Annotated in this window: 21 protein-coding genes; 6 read left to right on the top strand and 15 right to left on the bottom strand. The window is 64.1% G+C overall.

What is annotated here, in order from left to right; translation table 11 throughout:
- Positions 1 to 6 precede the first annotated feature (6 nt).
- The 10 genes from ruvC to P9220_RS02075 form a co-directional block, all read right to left on the bottom strand.
- Positions 7 to 549, bottom strand: a complete 543-nt coding sequence (ruvC, locus tag P9220_RS02120) for a crossover junction endodeoxyribonuclease RuvC (RefSeq protein ID WP_309763357.1) — start codon at positions 547 to 549, stop codon at positions 7 to 9.
- Positions 550 to 638: 89 nt separating this feature from the next.
- On the bottom strand, positions 639 to 2,204 hold the full coding sequence (gene purH, locus P9220_RS02115; RefSeq protein WP_309763356.1) for a bifunctional phosphoribosylaminoimidazolecarboxamide formyltransferase/IMP cyclohydrolase: 1,566 nt from the start codon (positions 2,202 to 2,204) through the stop codon (positions 639 to 641).
- 64 nt (positions 2,205 to 2,268) lie between these two features.
- Positions 2,269 to 2,502 (bottom strand): Fis family transcriptional regulator, encoded by a 234-nt coding sequence (locus P9220_RS02110; protein WP_087643302.1) that lies wholly within the window; start codon positions 2,500 to 2,502, stop codon positions 2,269 to 2,271.
- Positions 2,499 to 3,590 carry a tRNA dihydrouridine synthase DusB gene (gene dusB, locus P9220_RS02105; protein ID WP_309763355.1) on the bottom strand — a complete coding sequence of 364 codons (1,092 nt, stop codon included), beginning with the start codon at positions 3,588 to 3,590 and terminating at the stop codon, positions 2,499 to 2,501. Before dusB ends, P9220_RS02110 begins: the two co-directional genes overlap by 4 nt.
- Positions 3,591 to 3,911: 321 nt before the next feature.
- On the bottom strand, positions 3,912 to 5,111 hold the full coding sequence (locus tag P9220_RS02100; RefSeq protein ID WP_309763354.1) for a UbiH/UbiF/VisC/COQ6 family ubiquinone biosynthesis hydroxylase: 1,200 nt from the start codon (positions 5,109 to 5,111) through the stop codon (positions 3,912 to 3,914).
- A 10-nt stretch (positions 5,112 to 5,121) separates the two neighbouring features.
- Positions 5,122 to 6,519 (bottom strand): aminopeptidase P N-terminal domain-containing protein, encoded by a 1,398-nt coding sequence (locus P9220_RS02095; RefSeq protein ID WP_309763353.1) that lies wholly within the window; start codon positions 6,517 to 6,519, stop codon positions 5,122 to 5,124.
- 82 nt (positions 6,520 to 6,601) lie between these two features.
- Positions 6,602 to 7,903, bottom strand: a complete 1,302-nt coding sequence (locus P9220_RS02090) for a class I SAM-dependent RNA methyltransferase (protein WP_309763352.1) — start codon at positions 7,901 to 7,903, stop codon at positions 6,602 to 6,604.
- A gap of 527 nt (positions 7,904 to 8,430) precedes the next feature.
- Positions 8,431 to 9,873: an NAD(P)(+) transhydrogenase (Re/Si-specific) subunit beta gene (locus P9220_RS02085; RefSeq protein WP_309763351.1), complete on the bottom strand. Its 1,443-nt coding sequence runs from the start codon at positions 9,871 to 9,873 to the stop codon at positions 8,431 to 8,433.
- Entirely contained in the window at positions 9,874 to 10,194 is a 321-nt protein-coding gene (locus P9220_RS02080) for an NAD(P) transhydrogenase subunit alpha (protein ID WP_309763350.1), read from the bottom strand. It lies immediately after the preceding gene.
- Between the two features lie 14 nt (positions 10,195 to 10,208).
- Positions 10,209 to 11,354, bottom strand: a complete 1,146-nt coding sequence (locus P9220_RS02075; protein ID WP_309763349.1) for a Re/Si-specific NAD(P)(+) transhydrogenase subunit alpha — start codon at positions 11,352 to 11,354, stop codon at positions 10,209 to 10,211.
- Positions 11,355 to 11,559: 205 nt separating this feature from the next.
- On the opposite strand from P9220_RS02075, the gene P9220_RS02070 reads away from it, so the two are divergent.
- From P9220_RS02070 to P9220_RS02060, 3 genes are all read left to right on the top strand, one after another.
- A complete protein-coding gene (locus P9220_RS02070; RefSeq protein WP_309763348.1) occupies positions 11,560 to 12,042 on the top strand; it encodes an NUDIX hydrolase in 483 nt (160 codons plus the stop codon).
- A 30-nt stretch (positions 12,043 to 12,072) separates the two neighbouring features.
- Entirely contained in the window at positions 12,073 to 13,209 is a 1,137-nt protein-coding gene (mnmA, locus tag P9220_RS02065; RefSeq protein ID WP_309763347.1) for a tRNA 2-thiouridine(34) synthase MnmA, read from the top strand.
- A 126-nt stretch (positions 13,210 to 13,335) separates the two neighbouring features.
- Positions 13,336 to 13,893 (top strand): TetR/AcrR family transcriptional regulator, encoded by a 558-nt coding sequence (locus tag P9220_RS02060; protein WP_309763346.1) that lies wholly within the window; start codon positions 13,336 to 13,338, stop codon positions 13,891 to 13,893.
- Positions 13,894 to 14,302: 409 nt separating this feature from the next.
- Here P9220_RS02060 and P9220_RS02055 read toward each other — a convergent pair whose 3' ends face one another.
- From P9220_RS02055 to P9220_RS02035, 5 genes are all read right to left on the bottom strand, one after another.
- A complete protein-coding gene (locus P9220_RS02055; RefSeq protein ID WP_309765349.1) occupies positions 14,303 to 14,911 on the bottom strand; it encodes a glutathione S-transferase N-terminal domain-containing protein in 609 nt (202 codons plus the stop codon).
- Positions 14,912 to 15,190: 279 nt separating this feature from the next.
- Positions 15,191 to 15,889 (bottom strand): PqiC family protein, encoded by a 699-nt coding sequence (locus tag P9220_RS02050; protein ID WP_309763345.1) that lies wholly within the window; start codon positions 15,887 to 15,889, stop codon positions 15,191 to 15,193.
- The gene (locus P9220_RS02045) at positions 15,886 to 17,547 is read right to left on the bottom strand and encodes an MlaD family protein (protein ID WP_309763344.1); all 1,662 of its coding nucleotides are present in this window, start codon (positions 17,545 to 17,547) and stop codon (positions 15,886 to 15,888) included. The genes P9220_RS02050 and P9220_RS02045 overlap by 4 nt, the downstream gene beginning before the upstream one ends.
- The gene (locus P9220_RS02040) at positions 17,540 to 18,229 is read right to left on the bottom strand and encodes a paraquat-inducible protein A (RefSeq protein ID WP_404980383.1); all 690 of its coding nucleotides are present in this window, start codon (positions 18,227 to 18,229) and stop codon (positions 17,540 to 17,542) included. Before P9220_RS02040 ends, P9220_RS02045 begins: the two co-directional genes overlap by 8 nt.
- On the bottom strand, positions 18,226 to 18,888 hold the full coding sequence (locus P9220_RS02035) for a paraquat-inducible protein A (RefSeq protein ID WP_309763343.1): 663 nt from the start codon (positions 18,886 to 18,888) through the stop codon (positions 18,226 to 18,228). The genes P9220_RS02040 and P9220_RS02035 overlap by 4 nt, the downstream gene beginning before the upstream one ends.
- A gap of 408 nt (positions 18,889 to 19,296) precedes the next feature.
- Between P9220_RS02035 and P9220_RS02030 the strand changes: the two genes are divergently transcribed.
- From P9220_RS02030 to P9220_RS02020, 3 genes are all read left to right on the top strand, one after another.
- The gene (locus P9220_RS02030; RefSeq protein ID WP_309763342.1) at positions 19,297 to 19,866 is read left to right on the top strand and encodes a cytochrome b; all 570 of its coding nucleotides are present in this window, start codon (positions 19,297 to 19,299) and stop codon (positions 19,864 to 19,866) included.
- A 113-nt stretch (positions 19,867 to 19,979) separates the two neighbouring features.
- A complete protein-coding gene (locus tag P9220_RS02025; RefSeq protein WP_309763341.1) occupies positions 19,980 to 20,543 on the top strand; it encodes a YceI family protein in 564 nt (187 codons plus the stop codon).
- Positions 20,544 to 20,608: 65 nt separating this feature from the next.
- Complete coding sequence (locus P9220_RS02020) at positions 20,609 to 21,172, top strand: YceI family protein (protein WP_404980447.1); 564 nt, start codon at positions 20,609 to 20,611, stop codon at positions 21,170 to 21,172.
- Positions 21,173 to 21,277: the final 105 nt, after the last annotated feature.

Genomic DNA, 21,277 nt, shown 5'->3' with positions numbered 1-21,277 from the left:
GAAGATTTAGCCGATGAGTCTGCCGCGCCGCACGCGCAAGCCCTTCTTCGCGAGCGACGGCGCAATGCCGCCCAAGGTCGCGAGGCCCGTGCCGCCATGTGCATGACAGATCGCCATGCCGAGCGCATCGGCGGCGTCGGTGCTCGGCACGCCGGAGAGGCTGAGCAGCCGAACCACCATCTGCTGCATCTGCTCCTTCGTCGCGCGGCCATAGCCGACGACAGCCTGTTTCAACTGCAGCGCCGTATATTCGGCCACCGGCACGCCGCTCGCGACGAGTCCGCAAATTGCCGCGCCGCGCGCCTGTCCGAGCAACAGCGTCGATTGCGGATTGACGTTCACGAAGACTTTCTCGATCGCGGCCTGATCCGGGTTGTGCTGGCGAATGAGCGTGGAAATGCCGTTGAAGATCGTATTCAGGCGCGACGGCAAGTCGGCGTCCGCGGTCTTGATGACGCCGCTCGTCACGTAGTTGAGCGAATGCCCCGTCATGTCGATGATGCCGAAGCCCGTCACGCGCAAGCCGGGGTCGATGCCTAGGATTCTCATTCGTTCGCAGTGCGGCTCGTTGAAATCAAAATGGCCTGCTTGCGCCAGTCGAAGCGCAAACAGGCCAATAGTAAATGAAGCGAGCCGGTTTAATGACGGAAGTGACGCGTGCCGGTGACGATCATCGCGACGTTATGCTCGTCGGCGGCGGCGATGACTTCGTCGTCGCGCATGGAGCCGCCCGGCTGAATCACGCAGGTCGCGCCCGCGTTGACGACGACATCGAGCCCGTCACGGAACGGAAAGAACGCATCCGATGCGACCGCCGAGCCGTTCAGCGACAGCCCCGCGTTCTGCGCCTTGATGCCCGCGATGCGCGCCGAGTCCACGCGGCTCATCTGGCCCGCGCCGACGCCGAGCGTCATGCCGCCGCCGCAGAACACGATGGCGTTCGACTTCACGTACTTCGCGACGCGCCACGCGAACAGCAGGTCGTCCATTTCCTTCGGCGTCGGATGGCGTTTCGTCACGACGCGCAGTTCGTGCGGCTGGACGTTTTTCGCATCGAGCGATTGCACCAGCAGCCCGCCGCCGACGCGCTTCAGGTCGAACGTGTTGTGGCCCGCGCCCAGCGCGATTTGCAGAAGACGCACGTTCTGCTTGGCCGCGAACACGGCGCGCGCCGCTTCGCTGAACGAAGGTGCGATCAGCACTTCGACGAACTGCTTTGCCACGGCTTGCGCCGCCGCTTCGTCCACTTCACGATTGAACGCGATGATGCCGCCGAACGCCGAAGTCGGATCCGTCTGGAACGCCTTCGAGTACGCCTCGTGCGCGTCGGCGCCGATCGCGACGCCGCACGGATTCGCGTGCTTGATGATGACGCACGCGGGCGCGTCGAAAGTCTTCACGCATTCCCAGGCCGCGTCCGAATCCGCGATGTTGTTGTACGACAGCTCCTTGCCCTGCAGTTGCTCGTAGTTCGCGAGCGCGCCGGCGGGCACGGAAAGATCGCGATAGAACGCCGCGCTTTGATGCGGGTTCTCGCCGTAACGCAGGTCCTGCACCTTTTCGAACGCGAGATTGAACGTGGCCGGATACGCGTTGCGTTCGCTGTGCTGCAGTGCTTCGGTCAGGCTCGTCAGATAGTTCGTGATCGCGCCGTCGTATTGCGCGGTGTGCGCGAACACCTTGGTCGCGAGGCGGAAGTTCGTCTTGTAACCGACGCTGTTGCCGTTCGCGCGCATTTCATCGAGCACGGCGGAGTAATCGGCCGGATCGACGACAACCGTGACGTCGCGATGATTCTTCGCCGCCGAGCGCAGCATGGTCGGCCCGCCGATATCGATGTTCTCGATCGCATCTTCCAGCGAGCATTCTTCCTTCGAGACCGTCTGCACGAACGGATACAGGTTGACGACCAGCAGATCGATGGTCGGAATGTCGTGCTTCTGCAGCGCGGCCATGTGCTCGGGCAGATCGCGGCGCGCGAGAATGCCGCCATGCACTTTCGGATGCAGCGTCTTCACGCGCCCGTCGAGCATTTCCGGGAAGCCGGTGTAATCGGCGACTTCGGTCACGGGCAGGCCCGCGTCGGCGAGCAGTTTGGCCGTGCCGCCGGTCGAGAGGATCTTGACGCCGAGTTCCGACAGCGATTTCGCGAAATCGACGATGCCGGATTTGTCGGAAACGGAGATGAGCGCTTGCTTGATCATGATGAACACTGAAACCGAAAAGGATAACCAGGCCGGACCAGGGCAAGCGCCCCAGTCCGAAGAATCAAATCAATCCGTGCTGCTGGAGCTTCTTGCGTAGCGTGTTGCGGTTGATGCCGAGATATTCGGCCGCGAGCGACTGGTTGCCGCCGGCCTGCTCGAGCACCACCTCGAGCATTGGTTTCTCCACGCACGAGATCACCATGTCGTAGACGTCGTGCGGGTTCGAGCCGTCCAGGTCCTGAAAGTAACTGTCCAGGCTCTGGCGGACGCATTGTTCGATGTTATGTCTGCTCATGCGGCTATTAGTCGGTCGGTGTGGTCTTGCGCGCCGCACGATTCTTCCCCGGCCGCGTCCTCGGCGTCCTGCGCCTCGTCGACATAGATGAGACGGTCCGACAACGCCTTTTGCGCGTCGAAGAATTCGTTCACAGCGAGCAGTTGTTCTTTGGTCGTGTCGAGCGTATTCATCCGGTGGCGGAAGGTGCCCGCGCCGGAAAGGCCGCGAGTGTACCAGCCGATGTGCTTGCGCGCAGTCCGCACGCCGGTGAATTCCCCGTAGAACGCATAGTGATCTTCGAGATGCTCGTTCATCACCTGCTGGATCTCGTCGATGCGCGGCGGCGGCATGCGCTCGCCCGTCTTCAGGAAGTGCTCGATTTCGCGGAACAGCCACGGACGCCCCTGCGCCGCGCGACCGATCATGATGGCGTCCGCACCCGTCGCGGCGAGCACGTCGCGCGCTTTTTCGGGCGTGGCGATGTCGCCGTTCGCGACGACGGGAATTTTCACCGATGCCTTCACGGCCGCGATGGTTTCGTACTCCGCGTCGCCCTTGTAGAGATCGGCGCGCGTGCGGCCGTGCACGGTGAGCATGGAAATGCCCGCATCCTGCGCGATCCGCGCGATGGTCAGCGCGTTCTTGTTCTCGCGATTCCATCCGGTGCGAATCTTGAGCGTGACCGGCACCGCGTCCGGCCCGACGCCGACCGCCTGCACCACGGCCTCGACGATGCGCGCCACGAGCGGTTCATTCTGCAGAAGCGCCGAACCCGCGGCGACGTTGCAGACCTTCTTCGCGGGGCATCCCATGTTGATATCGATGATCTGCGCGCCGTTCGCGACGTTGTGGCGCGCGGCTTCGGCGAGCATCTGCGGGTCCGCGCCCGCGATCTGCACCGAGATGGGCTCGACTTCGCCGGCGTGATTCGCACGGCGCATGGTCTTTTCGCTCTTCCACAACTGCGCGTTCGACGCGACCATCTCCGACACCGCGTACCCCGCCCCCATGCGTTTGCAGAGCTGGCGGAACGGGCGGTCGGTGACGCCTGCCATCGGCGCGACGAACAGGTTATTGCGCAGAACGTGTGAACCGATGGTGGGCATGGAGGCTTGGGCCTCCGCGCTGGCGGCTGTGCGGCAACAATGCCGGCTTCGCGTCAGGCGGATGCAAGGATGCGGAAGGGAAACGCGTATTTTAACGCTAAGCGGCTGCTGAAATTAAGTGCAATCGCGTGCAAGTCTTTAAATCTTCGATGAAAGCGCGCAAGGGTGGGGAGGATAAGTCGGGGATGCGCGACCGCCGGCTCAATCGACGATTGCGCCCTGGACGCGTGGAGCCTCGCGCGAACTCGCTGATCGGCGCGCTCCCCGCTCGCGGATCGTGGATCGCGGGAAGCATGCGTCGATCATAAACGCGGGCGGCCGTTACCGCCGTTGCCCGAACATCATCTGTCGCGCGAGCGCCGTCTTCAACGGCGGCAGAAATTCGAGCGCAGTCAGTGCAAGACCGCGCACGGCGGCCAACGGCGCGAAATCGACCGTGAAGATTCGCGCGAGCGTGTCGGTAGCGCCGATGGTGAAGCGCCGGTCGAGCGCGCGGCGCTGGGCGAAATGCGCCAGTGCGAGCGGACGCGCACCATCGGCGGACAGCGCGTCGCACAGCGCGAGTGCGTCGCGCAGGCCGAGATTCAGCCCTTGGCCGGCCACCGGATGCAGCGTCTGCGCCGCGTTGCCGATGGCCACCGTGCGCCGGTCGACGAGCGCGTGCAGCGCCGTCAGCCCGAGCGGAAACGCCGCGCGCCCCACGATGCGCGTGAAGCGCCCCATGCGAGCGCCGAACGCGACGCCCAGTTCCGCGAGGAACGCGTCGTCGTCCAGTTGCATGCGGCGGGCGGCTTCGTCGGGCGAGCAGCACCAGACGAGCGAATAATCCGCGTGACGCTGCCCGCCGCAGGGCAGAAGCGCAATCGGGCCTTCGTTCGTGAAGCGCTCCCACGCGACATTCGCTTGCGGGTCCGACACGCTCACCGTGCCGACGATGGCCGTCTGCCCGTAGTCGCGCGCGCGTCTGTCGTTCAGCAGCGCGGCCTCGCGCGGCGCCTGCTGATACAGCCCGCCTTCGGCATTGACCAGCACCCGGACGCGAATCGTGCGCTCCCCGCTCGCGGTTTGCAGCGGCAGCGTGACGCCGTCGTTGTCCTGCAGGGGCGCGAGCGCGGAGGTATCGGTGATCCAGTCGACCGTGGTCTTCTTGACCGCGCTCGCGAGCGCCGCGACGAGCGAGCCGTAACGCACGACATACCCGAGCTCGGGCAACTCGTGCTCGTCGTGCTCGATCAGCGTGCGCCCGAAGTGCCCGCGCTGCGATACGTGGATGCGGCGAATCGGCGTGGCGTCGGCGGGAAATCCGAGCGGCTGCAGCATCACGCGGCTGCCGTGCGACAGCGCGAGCGAGCGCGGGTCGCTGGCGGCGGCCTCGGGCGTCCGGGCGTCGATCAGCGCGATGGACAGCCGCGATGTCGCGCTGCGCCGCGCGAGCCAGCCGGCGAGCGCAAGCCCGACCGGCCCCGCGCCGACGATGGCGATGTCGTAGTCGAAATGCGGTTCTGTGATCGGGTCGCTCATGTTCTCGTCTTCAATTGCCGATGGATTCGCGCATCAGCGCTTCGATTTCGTCCGCGGCGACCGGCACTTCGCGCGTCAGCAGTTCGCAGCCGCCGGGTGTCACGAGCGCGTCGTCCTCGATGCGGATGCCCGTGTTCCAGTATCGCTCGGGCACGTCTTCGGCGGCGCGCACGTAGAGGCCCGGCTCGACGGTCAGCACGTTGCCCGCCGCGAGCGTGCGCCAGGGCCGCGCGCCCTGCTCGTCGCGGGGCCCGTCGGCGTCGCGGTATTCGCCCGCGTCGTGCACGTCCATGCCGATCCAGTGCCCCGTCCGATGCATGTAGAAACGCATGTAGGCGCGCTCGGCGATCACGTCGTCCACGCTGCCGAACTTCTTCTTGTCGACGATGCCCGTATCGAGCAAGCCTTGCGACAACACTTTCACGGCGGCCTGATGCGGCGCGTCGAAGCTCACGCTGGCGCGCGTGGCGTCGATTGCGGCGGCTTGCGCGGCGAGCACGATGTCGTAAAGCTCGCGCTGGGCGGACGAAAAGCGGCCGTTCGCCGGAAAGGTGCGCGTGATGTCGGACGCGTAGCCGTCCAGCTCGCAAGCGGCGTCGATGAGGATGAGGTCGCCGTCGCGCGCAATGGCGTTGCCCGCCGGATAGTGCAGCACGCACGCGTTCGCGCCCGCCGCGACGATCGAGCCGTATGCGGGCGCTTGCGCCCCGTGGCGGCGGAAGGTGTAGAGCAACTCGGCTTCTATTTCATACTCGCGCATGCCTGGGCGGCATGCACGCATTGCACGGCGATGCGCCTCCGCCGAGATGGCCCCGGCGCGCCGCATGATCGCGAGTTCATGCGCGTCCTTCACGAGCCGCATTTCATCGAGGAGCGGCAGCACGTGCTGCGCCCTCGCCGGTGCGCGCACACCGCTGCGGCCTTGCGCGCGGACGGCCGCGAGCCAGTTGCGCACTTGCGCATCCAGTTCCGCCGACGTGCCGAGCGCGTAGAAGAGCGCGGGCTTGTCGGCGATCAGGCGCGTGATCTGGTCGTCGAGCGCGGCGACGGGGAACGCGGCATCGAGACCGAATGCATCGCGCGCGGCTTCCGGACCGTAGCGAAAGCCTTCCCACGTTTCCCGCTCGGCGTTCTTCTCGCGGCAGAAAAGTATCGACGATGGCTCGCCGTTCTGTGCGCTCGCATCGAGCACGAGCGTCGCCTCGGGTTCGGTGAAGCCGGTCAGATAGTAGAAGTAGCTGTCGTGACGGAAGGGGAAGTCGGTGTCTCGATTGCGCATGACTTCGGGCGCAGTGGCGACGATGGCGACGCCGCCGCCCTCCGCGCGCAACGCCGCGAGCAGGCGTTCGCGGCGGTCACGGTAGATATCGACGGCGATCGGGCTGGCGTGTTCGGTCATTGAGTTCATCCGCCCGATTGTAGCGCCGGGCCAGAGGCGGCGCGACTCGGCCGTTCGGCCTAGTAGCCGGGCTTCGAATCGTGTTGCATGCTCACTCTTCCGGGCGATTGCGCACGCTTCCCGCGATCAGGTCGAAGCGGAAGAGCCGGCATTCGAGCGCGCCGTTGAAGAGCGGCGTTTTCGTCGATTCGCGCAGGCGCAGCAGGCCGGGCAACTTGCGGTCGGACGTGAGCACATATGCGCGCCAGCCGGGAAAGCGTTGCTTGAGCGCATTGCCGAACGAGACGAAGAATTCGGTATCGGCGGGATCGGGCTGGGCGCGGGCGAATGCGTCGTCGTCCTCGCGGCGCGAGCGCGGCGTATCGCGGATTTCGCCGCGCGGCCCGCGTCCGCGCACTTCGATACGTTCGCCATACGGCGGATTCGCAATGAGGATGCCGGGCGCATCGGTCGGCGGCGTCATGTTGCGGGCGTCGATCTGCTTGAGCGACAGGTCGGCGACGCCCGCGCGGCTCAGGTTCGCGCGAGCCTTATCGAGCATGTCGCCGGAAATGTCGCTGCCGAAGATGCCGAGCTGTGTTTGCGAAGCGCGGGTGGCGCGGCGCGCTTCCGTCGCGGCGGTCTTGAGCTTTTGCCACATGCCCGGGTGAAACGGCTTGAGCTTTTCGAAGCCGAAGCGCCGGTCGCTGCCCGGCGCGATGTTGAGCGCGGTCTGCGCGGCTTCGGCGAGGAAGGTGCCGCTGCCGCACATCGGATCGAATAGCGGTGTGCCAGGCGTCCAGCCGGTGAGGCGCAGGATGCCTGCGGCGAGATTTTCGCGCAGCGGCGCGGCGCCCTTGTCGAGCCGCCAGCCGCGCTTGAAGAGGGGTTCGCCGGAGGTGTCGAGGTAGAGCGTGCATTCGTTCATCGTGAGGAACGCGAACACGCGCACGTCCGGTTGCGCGGTGTCGATGCTGGGCCGCGCGCCGCTGATGTCGCGCAGGCGGTCGCAGACGGCGTCCTTCACGCGCAGCGTCGTGAATTCGAGGCTTTTTAGCGGCGATTTGATCGCGGTGAGGTCGACGCGCATCGTCTGGCTCGGTGTGAACCATTGTTCCCAGCGCTGACGATGAGTGAGGTCGTAGATGTCGTTCTCATTGCGATACGGGCCGTGCGCGATCTTCAGCAACACGCGGCTCGCGATACGCGAATGCAGGTTCGCCGCCATGCCCGCGACCCAGCCGCCCCGGAAATGCACGCCGCCGGGCACTTGCGCGCCGACGTTGAGCGGTCCGCCGCCCGAAAGCGGCGCGCTGCTGACGTGACGTTCCCCGATCTCGGCAAGCTCGGCGGCGAGCGGCGCTTCGAGACCGCGCGGGCAGGGGACAAACCAGTCGAAGAGTGGGGAAGACATGTGGGGTTTTGCGGGGTTCAAAGGCGGTATTGTACGCGGGGGCGGTGTGCGGATCACCGTGCGTGTTGGCTTGACAGCACGAAGAGGACTACAAGCCTCGGGACGTCACTACGAGATCAGCCCATAGGCTCGTGAAAGGCATTTTGAATGCGACATCCGACGCAGTTGCCATTCGGATATATCGTGTACCGGTTTCGTCCGTCTCCCTCCACGGTTCGCTTCGGGCAAGCTCGCCCAAGTCTTGAAGAAACCATGCCGAACGTTTCTGTTGAACCGCTCCCAAAGCACCGAGAAGGCGCTATCGCGGGCTATGCGCTTGAACTATCCGCGACGCACCGACTCACGCCCGAGGACTACGAGACGCAAGCCGAAGCAATCAAGGTCGCCAAGGTCAAAGGCTGTAAGCCATTAGTAGCCCGTGTTCGAAAGACCATCATTGGAGCTCTGCTGACTAACCTCGTAGAGTCGTGAGGGCATGGTCGCCGGGCTCGCAACAAGGCGTTGATTGGCCTGGCGACCATCTTCCCTCACTCCACCGCCTTCATCATCTCCTCGACGACCTTCTTCGCATCCCCGAACACCATCATCGTCTTGTCCATATAGAACAGTTCGTTATCGAGCCCGGCGTATCCTGCCGCCATCGATCGCTTGTTCACGATGATCGTCCTCGCCTTGTACGCTTCGAGAATGGGCATCCCCGCAATCGGCGATTTCGGATCGGTTTTAGCCGCAGGATTCACAACGTCATTGGCCCCGAGCACGAGCACCACATCCGTCTGCCCGAACTCGCTGTTGATGTCCTCCATCTCCTGCACCATTTCGTACGGCACTTCGGCCTCGGCGAGCAGCACGTTCATATGCCCCGGCATCCGCCCGGCGACCGGATGAATGGCATACCGGACATCGATGCCTTTTTCCACCAGCTTGTCCGTCAACTCCTTGAGCGCATGCTGCGCGCGCGCGACCGCCAGCCCGTACCCCGGAACGATCACCACGCTTTCGGCGTTGCCGAGCATGAAAGCGGCGTCATCGGCGGAACCGGACTTCACCGGCCGTTGTTCCGTCGCTCCGCCCACGGCCGCGCCGCCCGCTTCGCCACCGAACCCGCCAAGAATCACATTGAAGAACGAACGATTCATCGCGCGGCACATGATGTACGACAGGATCGCGCCCGAGGAACCGACCAGCGATCCCGCGATGATCAGCATGGGATTGTTCAGCGAGAAACCGATGCCCGCCGCCGCCCAGCCCGAGTACGAGTTGAGCATCGACACGACCACCGGCATGTCCGCGCCGCCGATCGGAATGATGATGAGCACGCCCAGCGCGAAGGCGATCAGCGTCATGATGATGAACGGCAGCCACGATTGCGTCACCATGAAGATGATGCCGAAGCCGATCATCGCGACCGCGAGCAGCAGATTCAGCAGATGCTGCCCCGAGTACACCACCGGCGCGCCCTGAAACAGCCGGAACTTGTACTTGCCCGACAGCTTGCCGAACGCGATCACCGAGCCGGAGAACGTAATCGCACCGACGAACGTGCCGATGAACAACTCGACGCGATTGCCGTACGGGATCGGCTCGCCGGGCGCTGCAAGCCCGAACGCCGACGGCTCCGCCACGACCGCGTACGCAATGCACACCGCCGCGAGACCGATCAGCGAGTGCATCGCCGCGACGAGTTCGGGCATCTTCGTCATCTCGACTTTCGCCGCGATATACGCGCCCGCGCCGCCGCCGATGATCAGCGCCGCGAACAGCAACGAAAGCCCGAGCGCGAGATTCGCCTCGAGGAAAGCGGCCTGTTTGACGATCAGCGCGAGCGTCGTGAAGATGGCGATCGCCATCCCGGCCATGCCGAACGTATTGCCGATGCGCGCGGTCTTCGGATTCGACAGGCCCTTGAGCGCCTGAATGAAGCACACCGACGCGACCAGATACAGAAGAGTGACGACGTTCAGGCTCATTTACGCACCCTCCTTGCTGGCGAGCTTCTTCGGCTCTTTCTTCTTGAACATCTCCAGCATTCGCCGCGTCACGAGAAAGCCGCCGAACACGTTCACCGCCGCAAGCAGCACCGCGAGCGTGCCGAAGAACTTGCCCGCGCCGCCGACTGTCAGCCCGACGGCAAGCATCGCGCCGACGATGACGATCGCCGAGATTGCATTCGTCACGGCCATCAGCGGCGTGTGCAGCGCCGGCGTGACGTTCCAGACCACGTGATAGCCGACGTAGATCGCCAGCACGAAGATGATCAGGTTGATCACCGTGTGATTGATGACATCCATGTTCGTCTCCGTGTTCAGGCGATAGCGCGCGCGGGCTGGCCGTCGCGGCACTGAAGCGTGGCCGCGACGATGTCGTCCGCGAGGTCGATGTTGAGCGTCCCTTCCTTCGTCAGGATCAGCTTGAGAAAGTCGAGCAGATTGCGCGCGTAGAGCGCGGAGGCATCGGCGGCGACCATCGAGGCGAGATTCGTGTAGCCGACGATATGCACGCCATGCTTCGTCACCACCTGATCGACTTCGGTCAGCGGGCAGTTGCCGCCCTTGCGACCTTCGAACTCGGGACCGCGCCCTGCGGCGAGATCGACGATGACCGAGCCCGGCTTCATGTGCTTGACCGTCTCCACCGACAGCAGCGTCGGCGCGGGGCGGCCGGGAATCAGCGCGGTCGAGATGACGATGTCCGCCGCCTTCGCGCGTTCATGCACCTGAGCCGATTGCCGCGCGAGCCAGCTTGGCGGCATCGGCCGCGCATAGCCGCCGACGCCTTCCGCCGCTTCGCGTTCGTCATCCGTTTCGAACGGCACGTCGACGAACTTCGCGCCGAGCGACTCGATCTGCTCTTTCACGGCGGGCCGCACATCCGACGCTTCGACGACCGCGCCCAGACGCTTCGCCGTGGCGATCGCCTGCAGGCCCGCGACGCCCGCGCCGAGCACGAGCACGCGCGCGGCCTTGACGGTGCCGGCGGCGGTCATCAGCATCGGCATGAATCGCTGGTAGTGGTGGCACGCGATCAGCACCGCCTTGTACCCGGCGATGTTCGCCTGCGACGACAGCACGTCGAGGCTTTGCGCGCGCGTCGTGCGGGGCGCGGCTTCGAGCGCGAACGCGGTGACGCCCGCCGTGGCGAGCCGTGCGGTGTTTTCGGTGTTGAACGGATCGAGCATGCCGATGAGCACGGCGCCCGGCGTGAGCAAGCCCAGTTCGGCTTCGCCCGGCGATTGAACCTTCAGAACGATCTCGGCGGCGAACGCGGTGGCGGCATCGACGATATCCGCGCCCGCCTGAGCGAAGGCATCGTCGATATAGCTGGCCCGCTCGCCCGCGCCGCTCTGCACCGAAACCCGATGCCCTTGCGCGACGAGCTTTTTCACCGTCTCCGGCGTGGCGGCGACACGCGCCTCGTTCGCCCGCGTTTCAGCAGGCACTCCGATGTGCATTTTTGAATCCTCCGGTCTTGTTTTATCTTCCCGCGCCCTGGGGCCCGGCGGCGGGAAGGATCGAGGCTGAGTTTTTGCTTCAAATGCTGGATCGACGGCTAGTGCCACTGTAACCGAGAAATCCGCGCCAAAATCGCCGTCCGGCATCGCGCTAACCCTTAGGCCGCGCGCGCGTGTTCGGGGCCGGGACGGTAAAATGTCGGCCATGAAATCAGATACTTGGGCTCCACATGTGACGGTTGCGGCCATCGTCGAGCGGGACGGGCGGTTTCTCGTCATCGAAGAACACACTTCTGCAGGGCTGCGAATCAACCAGCCGGCCGGTCATCTCGAAGCCGGCGAAACGCTCGTTGAAGCCGTGATTCGCGAGACGCTGGAAGAAACGGCGCATCGCTTCGAACCCGAGGCGCTCGTCGGCGCGTATATGACGCACTTTGCGCGGCCCGGGCGGGATGTCACGTATCTGCGCTTCACGTTCTGCGGAAAGTCCGCGGGCGAAGTGGCCGGCAGAGCGCTGGACAAAGGCATCGTCCGCGCGATGTGGCTGACGCCCGGCGAACTGCGCGCAACAGTCGCGCAGCACCGGACGCCTCTCGTCATGCAGTGCGTCGACGATTACTTGTCCGGGCGGCGCGTGCCGCTCGATTTCATCCATACGCATTCGGTCGCGCCGGTCGTGCGCGCCTGACCCGCTCGCGCGGAACAACGCGGTAATCCTATGAGCAAGCAGAAAGTGGTGGTGGGCATGTCGGGCGGCGTCGATTCGTCGGTCACGGCATGGCTCCTGAAAGAGCAGGGCTACGACGTGGTCGGCCTGTTCATGAAGAACTGGGAAGACGACGACGACAGCGAGTACTGCTCGACGCGTCAGGACTGGATCGACGTGGTCTCGGTCGCGGACCTGATCGGCATCGACGTGGAAGCGGTGAACTTCGCCGCCGAGTACAAGGACCGCGTGTTCGCCGAATTCCTGCGCGAATACTCGGCGGGCCGCACGCCGAATCCGGACGTCCTGTGCAACGCCGAAATCAAGTTCAAGGCGTTTCTCGACCACGCAATGTCGCTCGGCGCGGAAACCATCGCGACCGGTCACTACGCGCGCGTGCGCGAACGCGACGGCCTCTTTGAACTGATGAAGGCCACCGATGCGACGAAGGACCAGTCGTACTTCCTGCATCGCCTGAACCAGCAGCAACTGTCGAAGACGCTCTTTCCGCTCGGCGAAATCCCGAAGACGAAGGTGCGCGAGATTGCTGCGCAAATCGGTCTGCCGAACGCGACGAAGAAGGACTCGACCGGCATCTGCTTCATCGGGGAGCGGCCGTTCCGCGAGTTCCTGAATCGCTATCTGCCGACAAAGCCCGGTCCGATGAAGACGGCGGAAGGAAAGGTCGTCGGCGAGCATATCGGGCTCGCGTTCTATACGTTCGGGCAGCGCAAGGGCATTGGCATCGGCGGCGCGAAGGACGGCAGCGGCGAGCCGTGGTTCGTCGCAGGCAAGGACATGGCGAGCAACACGCTTTATGTGGTGCAGGGCCACGACCATCCGTGGCTGCTGTCGCATACGCTCGTCGCCGGCAACACGAGTTGGGTGGCGGGGTTCGCCCCCGAGGAAGGCGCGACGTGCGGGGCCAAGACACGGTATCGCCAGCAAGACGCGGCGTGCCGGTTCTCCGCGTCTTCCGACGACGCTCACTTCGATTTGCGTTTCGACGATGCGCAATGGGCCGTGACGCCGGGCCAGTCGGCCGTGCTGTATCAGGGCGATGTCTGTCTCGGCGGCGGAATCATCGAGCGCGCCGCGGCGGGCGTTGTTTCCGCAGCGCCGGCGGTAACTGCATCGAGCGTGATCTGACTGTATGCCCCGGCATTGCGACCGGGGCTTCTCGTGTCGATGCGATAAAAACTGATTTGATACAAGTGCTTGACCGTCTACCTATGAGTAGATAAATTTCACACATCGAAAGCGGGGGAACAGGTCATGGACAAGAACACGGTACGCGAATCACTGCTAGACCACGCGCAGACCATCATGATGACGCGCGGCTACAACGGCTTCAGTTATCGTGACTTGTCCGAACTGGTCGGAGTGAAGACGTCGAGCATCCACTATTACTTTCCGACCAAGGAAGATCTCGCACTCGAAGCCGTGAACGCTTATAGCGCCGACGTCATGTCGTCGATTTATGCGATCGACAGTTCAGCCCCGGCCGAAAAGAAGCTCGACCGATACACGCGGCTGTTCGGGCGGATCATCGGCGACGGCAAGCAGATCTGTCTCTGCGGCATGCTCGCGTCGGATATCGAGTCGCTGCCCGAGAGCGTGCGCCACGCAGTGCAGGCGTTCTTCAGGGCCAACGAGAACTGGCTGGCGAAGGTTTTGGCAGAAGGCGAAGCGCAGGGCACGCTGGACGCGCACGGCAAGCCGGAAACAACGGCCCGGGCGCTTTACGCGGCGTTTCAGGGAAGTCTGCTGACGTGTCGCCTGTTTCAGACGCGCGCACGGCTGGAAGAAGTCGCCGGCACCGTGCGCCGGTAGATAACCTGTGGATAACTGTGTTGAAAAACCGTGATCAACGTCGGAGTTTCTATCTTTTGATAGGTAGATTTTTGGCGTTGCACCGAGATGTTTGCAGCCGGCCTCTCAGTTTCGCGGTACGGCGGGAGGTTGAGCGATCGTCGTCTATGGCTCTCATGACCTACGACGGATTAGTCCGAGCGATTGTCTATCTAGCAGTAGATTGCCTATTACTTTCGTAAGCTCAAAAACGAGAGTCATCATGAAGAAGCTTGATACAACGGCACCACCCACGACTTCGTGATGCTGAACGCGCTCGCGCAAACGTCCGCGACGCGCGCAGCCATCGCGCAAGCCAACGCGGCGTTGAAGGCCGCGCTCAAGAAGTGACGATGCAGAACCGCGTCCGCCCCGCGCGGGAGCGACGTTCTCAGGCGGGAGCGGTATCGAGAAAGGATTGGCGCTGCGCGAGGCGCGCGTAGAACTTGTCGAGCGCCGGATGCGCCTCGCGCCAGTCGAGATCAGGCATGCGGAAGTCGAGATAGGCGAGTGCGCAGCCGCACGCGATATCCGCCAGCGTGAAGCGATTCGCCGAGCACCACTGCTTCGAGCCGAGGCCCTGAGCCATTGCGCGCAGACCGTCCTCGACCTTGTGACGCTGCCGCGCGATCCACGCGTCGCTGCGATGCGCTTCCTCGCGCAGCACGCCTTCGAGGCGAATCAACACGGCGGCGTCGAGCATGCCGTCCGCGAGCGCTTCCCAGCAGCGCACTTCGGTGCGTTCGCGCCGTTCCTGCGGGAGGAGCTTGCCGACGGGCGTCAGCGTGTCCACGTACTCGCAGATGACGCGCGAATCGAACACCGCTTCGCCGTCGTCCAGAATGAGGCAGGGCACTTTGCCGAGCGGATTGAATTCGTGGATTTTCGAATCGGATGCCCAAACGTCTTCGAGCACCAGTTCGCAGTCGATCTTCTTCTCCGCCATCACGATCCGCACCTTGCGGACGAATGGGCTAGTGTGCGAACCGATCAGTTTCATCATCTATTCTTTGCGTTTTGTTTCGGATACAGCCGACCGACGATCTTAACCGCGCACGCGCGCGCGAATGGCAATTTCGAGATGGAGGCGGCAAGTGGTGTCGTCTGGCGACAACATCGGCCCGGTTCATGCGGAAAAATGTAGGAAACCGATGTTTCGCCGATGAACGCAAGCACTCCGGAGCACGTCGACGTCGCGATACGTCGAGGATGACGAAGAACCGCGGCGCGACCGTTGAGCCGGGTCAACGCCGCTCGAACTTAGTGTGCTCCGGGGCAATTACTGCGCACTGGCAGTGGTAGCGCCGCCCGAGGGCGGGCAGGGCAGCATCGGCGGCGCGGGTTGCCGCGAGGACGAGGAACCCGGCGATCCCGACGCAGGCGCCGACGCCGCGACGGAACCGAGGCTCCGCACGCCCGCCGATATGGCCGAAGCAATGTCGTTCACCGCCTTGCGATGCCCGTCGACGAGCGCATCGTAGCCCTCGGCCACGCGTGCTTCCGCGACCGTCCTGCACGTCATGACCGCTTGCGACTCGCCGCCGCGCACGCTCCACACCGCATCGATGACCGCCTGCGATCCCGGCCACGATTCGAAGCGCTGCACCTTCACCTTCACGCGATACACCCGCGCCGATTCCGGATGCGGCGTGCCGTAGACATCGATGGCATTGAGTTGCTGGGCAAGATCGCCGGATAGCGCGCGACGCACTTCATCGGCGGGAAGCGAGGCCCAGCGCTCCTGTTCGAGCACGCTCACCTGCGCGGAGCCGGACTGCACGACGAGCTGATTGCGCGCCACCTGCTGCGGCATGTCAACAGGCGCAAGCTCGAAATAGAACGAAGCCGGCGCCGACGATACCGCGACCGGCGCGCCCGCCGCGCCGCCCAGCGTATAGAACCGGCTCGACGGCGACGACGCGCACCCGGCGAGCACGCCCGCCGCGCCCAGCGTCAACAACAACGCGCCGATTCTCATGGTTTGTCTCCCGGTTTGCCGCGCAGCAACGATTCCGGATGACGCTCCAGATAATCGGCGAGCGAGTTGAGCGATTGAAGCGTCCGTGTGAGTTCCTGCATCGCCTGATGCACGTCGGACTGAAGCGGTGAATCCTGCTGAAGCGTCGATTGCGCCTCGCCGAAGGTCTTCTTCGCCTGCGTGAGCGTGTCGCGCACTTCCGGCACGACTTCCTTGCCGAGCTGATCGAAGAGCGCATTCGCGTTCTTCAGCGAGCCGTTCAGGTTCTTGCCGATCTCGTCGAACGGAATCTTGTCCAGCTTGCGCGCGATATCCGCGATCTGGAGCTGAAGCTCGTCGAGCGTGTTGGGCACGGTCGGCAGTTCGAGCGGATCGTTGCTCGCGCTCACCTTTGCGGGCGGCGCCTTCGGGAAGAAGTCGAGCGCGACGTAAAGCTGGCTCGTCAGCAGATTGCCGGTACGCAACTGTCCGCGCAGGCCGCGCTTCACGAGCAGTTGGAGCATGTCGTGGCTCGCCGCCGAACCTTGTTCGGGCAACGCGGCCTTCGCGCGCCTGCCGAGGCGATCGGGGTAGAGGTCGATGGTCACCGGCATCATGAACGAGTGCGACTGCTGGTCGTATCGCACGCCGATGCCCGTCACCTGGCCCAGCACGATGCCGCGGAAATCGACCGGCGCGCCGACCGACAAGCCGCGCAGCGACTGGTTGAAGTTCATTACGACATGCACGGGATCGCCGTCGGGGTCCCGCATCGCGTCGGCCTGGTCGGAGGCGAGGCGGAAGGTGGCGTTCTCCGTCGCCTGCGGGCCGGCCTGCTGATTCGGCGGCGTCTGGAACGCAATGCCGCCGAGCACGACCGTGGCGAGCGACTGCGTGTTGAGCGTGAAGCCGCTCGAATCCAGCCGCAGATCGACGCCGCTCGCATGCCACCAGCGCGAATTGCTGCCGACGTACTGGTCGTAAGGGGCATTGACGAAGACCTGCATCGTGACGCCGGTGCCGTCCTTGTCGAGCGAAAACGCCGTCACCTGGCCGACCTGCACGCGCCGATAGTAGACCGGCGAGCCGATGTCGAGCGAACCGAGCGATTCGCCGTGCAGCGTGAACGTGTGGCCCTTCTGGTCGCCGGTGACGGCAGGCGGCGTCTCGAGCCCGACGAAGTAAGTATGGTCCTCGGTCGACTTGCCGGCATCCACGCCGATATACGAACCGGACAGCAGCGTCGACAGCCCCGTCACGCCGCTTGCCGCCACGCGCGGGCGCACGACCCAGAAGCGCGTGTCCTTCACCGCGAAATCGGTCGCTTCCTTGGTGAGCTGCACATCGACGAGCACGCGCGAATGGTCTTTCGACAACGTGATGGTCTTAACCGTGCCGATGTCCACGTCCTTGTACTTGACCTTGGTCTTGCCGGGTTCGAGGCCCTCTGCGTTGACGAAGCTGATGGTCACCGTCGGGCCGCGGCTCGATACCGTCTTCACCACGAGAAACACGCCGATCAGCGCGGCGACGATCGGAATCACCCATACGAGCGACGGCAGCCAGCGGCTGCGCGGCTCGATCACGGGTTCGGGCAGATTGGGCGGCAAGCCGCCGCCGCTGTCCCGCCCGGGCGTGTCGTTCGTCTTCGGCCCGTCCGGACCTTGGCCACTAGTCATATTTCTTTCCTGACGGTTCTATGTTGTCCCATATCAGACGGGGATCGAACTGCATGGAGGCGAGCATCGTCAATACGACGACCGACGCGAACGCGAGCGCCGCCGGTCCCGCCGTGATCACCGCCACCGACTTGAAGCGCACGAGCGCGACGGTGAGCGTGACCACGAAGATATCCAGCATGGACCATCGGCCGATGCCTTCCACCACGCGATACAGCGTCGTGCGCTGGCGCGGACGCCACACCGAGCGCCGCTGCACGCTGACGAGCAAGAATGCGAGCGAGAGCAGCTTGAGCATCGGCACCAGAATGCTGGCCACGAAGATGACGATGGCGAGCGGATAGTCGCCGTCGTTCCAGAAGAGCGCGACGCCGCTCATGATGGTGTCGTCCTCCGCGCCGAGAATCGAGGACGTATGCAGCATCGGAAAGACGTTCGCCGGAATATAAAGGATCGCCGCGCTGATGAGCAGCGCCCACGTCCGCGCGATGCTGTCCGGATTGCGCCGGTGCACGACCGCGTCGCAGCGCGTGCAGCGTTGCCTTTCGACCGTGCGCGCGAGCGGCTGCACGAGCCCGCACGCATGACACGAGACGAGCTTCGCGCGCGATGCCGTCGTGTAGAGCGTGGGCGGCGGGCTGTCCGGTTCGTCGATGGCGGCGTCGAGCGGTGTGTCGTTCACGTCTTCTGCCTCGCGGATGATGCAAGCGGCTTGCGCGCGCGCCGCTTCGGCAGTTCGCTCGCCGTCTCCCAAAGCGAGCGCGGGTCGAAGCTCACGACGACCGCGACCATCAGCGTCAGCGCGCCGAAAGCGAAGAGCGCGGCCTCCGGAATCACGCGCGCGACGCTCAGCATCTTCACGAGCGTGACGAGCACGCCGAGCATGAACACTTCGATCATTCCCCACGGGCGCACGAACTGGATCGCGCGCAGCGTGAGATGGAATCCCGGCGGCACGTAGCCCGCGCGCACGGGCATCAGCACGTAGAGCAGCGCGACCAGCTCGCACAGTGGAAAGAGGATCGTCGCGCAGAAGACCAGCACGGCGACGAGCTGCATCTGCTCGTTCCATAGCGCGACGATCGCGCCGATGAGCGTCGTCTGCGACGTGATGCCGTTCGCATCCAGTTCGACGATGGGAAACGCCTGCGCGATCACGAAGGTGATGAGCGCGGCGAGCGTGGTCGCGCAGATGCGGTCGAGATTGCGCGCGACGCTGCGATAGAGCACCGCGCCGCAACGCGGACAGTTCGCCGAACTGTGCTCGGGAAGCGCGCGCTTCGCGAAGAGCGCGTCGCATTCATGACACGCGATCAGTTGTTCCGATTCGTTCACGTTCATAGTTCGAGGGCGAGCCTTCTCATGCGTGTTCCATGCGTGTTCGGTATGCGCCGCGAGAGGGCCCGGCCGGAAACAGCAAGTAACGAGCCAGCGCGGGATGGTAGCAGGATGGTAACAAACCGGCTTTCGCCGCGACATCAACGGAATAAGGCGGCTCGCTGCATCGTTGTGTTGTGTTCTCTCGCGCGACCACGATGGACCGTTGCATCGGCAGAATAGTTCGTTGCATAAACGGCGCGCATCGCGGTGAATCGCCCGGAAAGCCGCGCCGGGCCTGACTTTCCACGCTTGCGGCAGGCATTCGCGCGCATGCTGGCAATTCACGGACGTTGCGGTAGCATGGCGGCGCATGCATCGGACACAGCCCGGCGGCATGCGCGTCTCGATCATTCCCAGGACATCCGCATCATGGAAAGCACTGTTGGCATTACTCCGGCGACGCCCGCCGAACGATACAGCGCCACGGCGATCGGCCTGCATTGGCTCATCGCGTTGCTGATCATCGGCGGCTTCTATCTCGGCTGGATCATGACCGATATTCCCGGCTTCACGCCGACTAAGCTCAAGTACTACTCGTGGCACAAGTGGATCGGCGTGACCGTGTTCGCGCTCGCGGCGCTGCGGCTCGCGTGGCGCGTCACCCATCGCGCGCCGGCCCTTCCGCCGGGCACGCCGCGCTGGCAACAAGGCGCGGCGCATCTCACGCACATGCTGCTCTATGTGCTGATGCTGGTGATTCCCGCGTCGGGTTATCTGTACAGCTCGGCCGCTGGCCTGCAGGTCGTGTATCTCGGTGTGCTGCCGTTGCCGACGGTCATCGGACCCGACAAGGCGCTGAAGGCGACGCTGCGCATCGTGCATGTCGCGCTGAATTACGGACTGCTCGTGCTCGTCGCGATGCACGTGCTCGCCGCGCTCAAGCATCACTTCGTCGATCGCGACGGCTTGCTCGGGCGGATGCTGCCTTTCGTCAAATAGGCGTCTCCGATTGTTTCCTCGCAGTTGGCAGGGCGTTTCCGGCCGGCTGTTGGAAACGGCATGCTTTTGATTTCCAATACCCGCTGTTCGTTCGAACCGTTCACAAGGCACACATGAAAGTGAAACTCAATCGTTGGATGGCGGCCGCCGTGGCCGCGACGTCGCTCGCTGTCGCAGCGGCCGCAGCGGCGCAAGTGGATATGGCGAAAAGCTCGGTCGTCGCCACGTCGAAGCAGATGAACGTGCCCACCGACGGCAAGTTCAACAAGTTCAGCGCGCAGATCGCGTTCGATCCGGCGAAGCCGGCTGCCGGCAGCGCCAACATCACCATCGATACGGGCAGCTACGACCTGGGCGACGACGAGTACAACAAGCAGGTGCGCGGCAAGGAGTGGTTCGACGCGGCCGCGTATCCGACCGCGACCTTCGTTTCCAGCGCGATCGCACCGGCTGGCGGCAATCAGTACAAGGTGACGGGCAAGATCACGATCAAGGGCAAGTCGCAGACGGTCACGGTGCCGGTCACGATCACGCAGCAGGGCGCAACCGAAACGTTCGATGGCGCGTTGCCGATCAAGCGCAGCCAGTTCGATATCGGCACTGGCGAATGGAAGGATACGTCCGTCGTCGCGGACGAGGTCGTCATCAAGTTTCACATCGTCGCCGCCAAAAAGTGAGCGGCGGATATTTCACGCGGATTCAACCCACATTCAGTCAGGAGCACAACTTGAAGAAGATTTCGATGATCGTCGCCGGCGCGCTCGCCGCAGGCCTTTCGTTTAGCGCGATGGCCGCCGATACGTATCAGCTGGACCCGAACCACACGTATCCGAGCTTCGAGGCGGACCACTTCGGCGGCGTGTCGACGTGGCGCGGCAAGTTCAACAGGAGCAGCGGCACGGTGGTGCTCGACCGCGCGGCGAAGACCGGCACGGCGGAAGTGACCATCGATCTGGCATCGGTCAACACCGGCAACGCGAAGCTCGACGAGCATCTGCAAAAGGCCGAGTTCTTCGATACCGCCAAGTACCCGACCGCGGTCTACAAGGGCACGTCGATCCGTTTCGAGGGCGACAAGCCGGTCGAAGTGGTCGGCTCGCTGACGATGCACGGCGTCACGAAGCCGCTGAATCTCCAGATCGAGAGCTTCAAGTGCTTCGTGAATCCGATGATCAAGAAGGAAGTCTGCGGCACGGAAGCCACGGCGACGTTCGATCGCGGCGACTTCGGCGTCGACTATGGCAAGTCATACGGTTTCAGCCTGAAGACCGTGCTGCATATCCAGGCAGAGGGTGTGAAGCAGTAAGCGCGGTTTCACCGGTCTCGGTCCGCCTCGCCTCGTGCGCGAGGCGGTTCCGTTGCACTTGCCGTGACGTCGTCGCGTGGCTGCGCCGGGTAGTGATTGACAGAA

This window comes from Caballeronia sp. LZ016 (genome assembly GCF_031450805.1).
Lineage (GTDB): Bacteria > Pseudomonadota > Gammaproteobacteria > Burkholderiales > Burkholderiaceae > Caballeronia.
The sequence above is the reverse complement of the archived record's forward strand: the minus strand, read 5'-3'. Positions and strand labels throughout refer to the sequence as shown.

Excerpts from the sequence above, each read along its gene's own strand:
- ruvC (WP_309763357.1), bottom strand. The coding sequence starts at position 549 with ATGAGAATCCTAGGCATCGACCCCGGCTTGCGCGTGACGGGCTTCGGC.
- purH (WP_309763356.1), bottom strand. The coding sequence starts at position 2,204 with ATGATCAAGCAAGCGCTCATCTCCGTTTCCGACAAATCCGGCATCGTC.
- P9220_RS02110 (WP_087643302.1), bottom strand. The coding sequence starts at position 2,502 with ATGAGCAGACATAACATCGAACAATGCGTCCGCCAGAGCCTGGACAGT.
- dusB (WP_309763355.1), bottom strand. The coding sequence starts at position 3,590 with ATGCCCACCATCGGTTCACACGTTCTGCGCAATAACCTGTTCGTCGCG.
- P9220_RS02100 (WP_309763354.1), bottom strand. The coding sequence starts at position 5,111 with ATGAGCGACCCGATCACAGAACCGCATTTCGACTACGACATCGCCATC.
- P9220_RS02095 (WP_309763353.1), bottom strand. The coding sequence starts at position 6,519 with ATGAACTCAATGACCGAACACGCCAGCCCGATCGCCGTCGATATCTAC.
- P9220_RS02090 (WP_309763352.1), bottom strand. The coding sequence starts at position 7,903 with ATGTCTTCCCCACTCTTCGACTGGTTTGTCCCCTGCCCGCGCGGTCTC.
- P9220_RS02085 (WP_309763351.1), bottom strand. The coding sequence starts at position 9,873 with ATGAGCCTGAACGTCGTCACTCTTCTGTATCTGGTCGCGTCGGTGTGC.
- P9220_RS02080 (WP_309763350.1), bottom strand. The coding sequence starts at position 10,194 with ATGGATGTCATCAATCACACGGTGATCAACCTGATCATCTTCGTGCTG.
- P9220_RS02075 (WP_309763349.1), bottom strand. The coding sequence starts at position 11,354 with ATGCACATCGGAGTGCCTGCTGAAACGCGGGCGAACGAGGCGCGTGTC.
- P9220_RS02070 (WP_309763348.1), top strand. The coding sequence starts at position 11,560 with ATGAAATCAGATACTTGGGCTCCACATGTGACGGTTGCGGCCATCGTC.
- mnmA (WP_309763347.1), top strand. The coding sequence starts at position 12,073 with ATGAGCAAGCAGAAAGTGGTGGTGGGCATGTCGGGCGGCGTCGATTCG.
- P9220_RS02060 (WP_309763346.1), top strand. The coding sequence starts at position 13,336 with ATGGACAAGAACACGGTACGCGAATCACTGCTAGACCACGCGCAGACC.
- P9220_RS02055 (WP_309765349.1), bottom strand. The coding sequence starts at position 14,911 with ATGAAACTGATCGGTTCGCACACTAGCCCATTCGTCCGCAAGGTGCGG.
- P9220_RS02050 (WP_309763345.1), bottom strand. The coding sequence starts at position 15,889 with ATGAGAATCGGCGCGTTGTTGTTGACGCTGGGCGCGGCGGGCGTGCTC.
- P9220_RS02045 (WP_309763344.1), bottom strand. The coding sequence starts at position 17,547 with ATGACTAGTGGCCAAGGTCCGGACGGGCCGAAGACGAACGACACGCCC.
- P9220_RS02035 (WP_309763343.1), bottom strand. The coding sequence starts at position 18,888 with ATGAACGTGAACGAATCGGAACAACTGATCGCGTGTCATGAATGCGAC.
- P9220_RS02030 (WP_309763342.1), top strand. The coding sequence starts at position 19,297 with ATGGAAAGCACTGTTGGCATTACTCCGGCGACGCCCGCCGAACGATAC.
- P9220_RS02025 (WP_309763341.1), top strand. The coding sequence starts at position 19,980 with ATGAAAGTGAAACTCAATCGTTGGATGGCGGCCGCCGTGGCCGCGACG.
- P9220_RS02020 (WP_404980447.1), top strand. The coding sequence starts at position 20,609 with ATGATCGTCGCCGGCGCGCTCGCCGCAGGCCTTTCGTTTAGCGCGATG.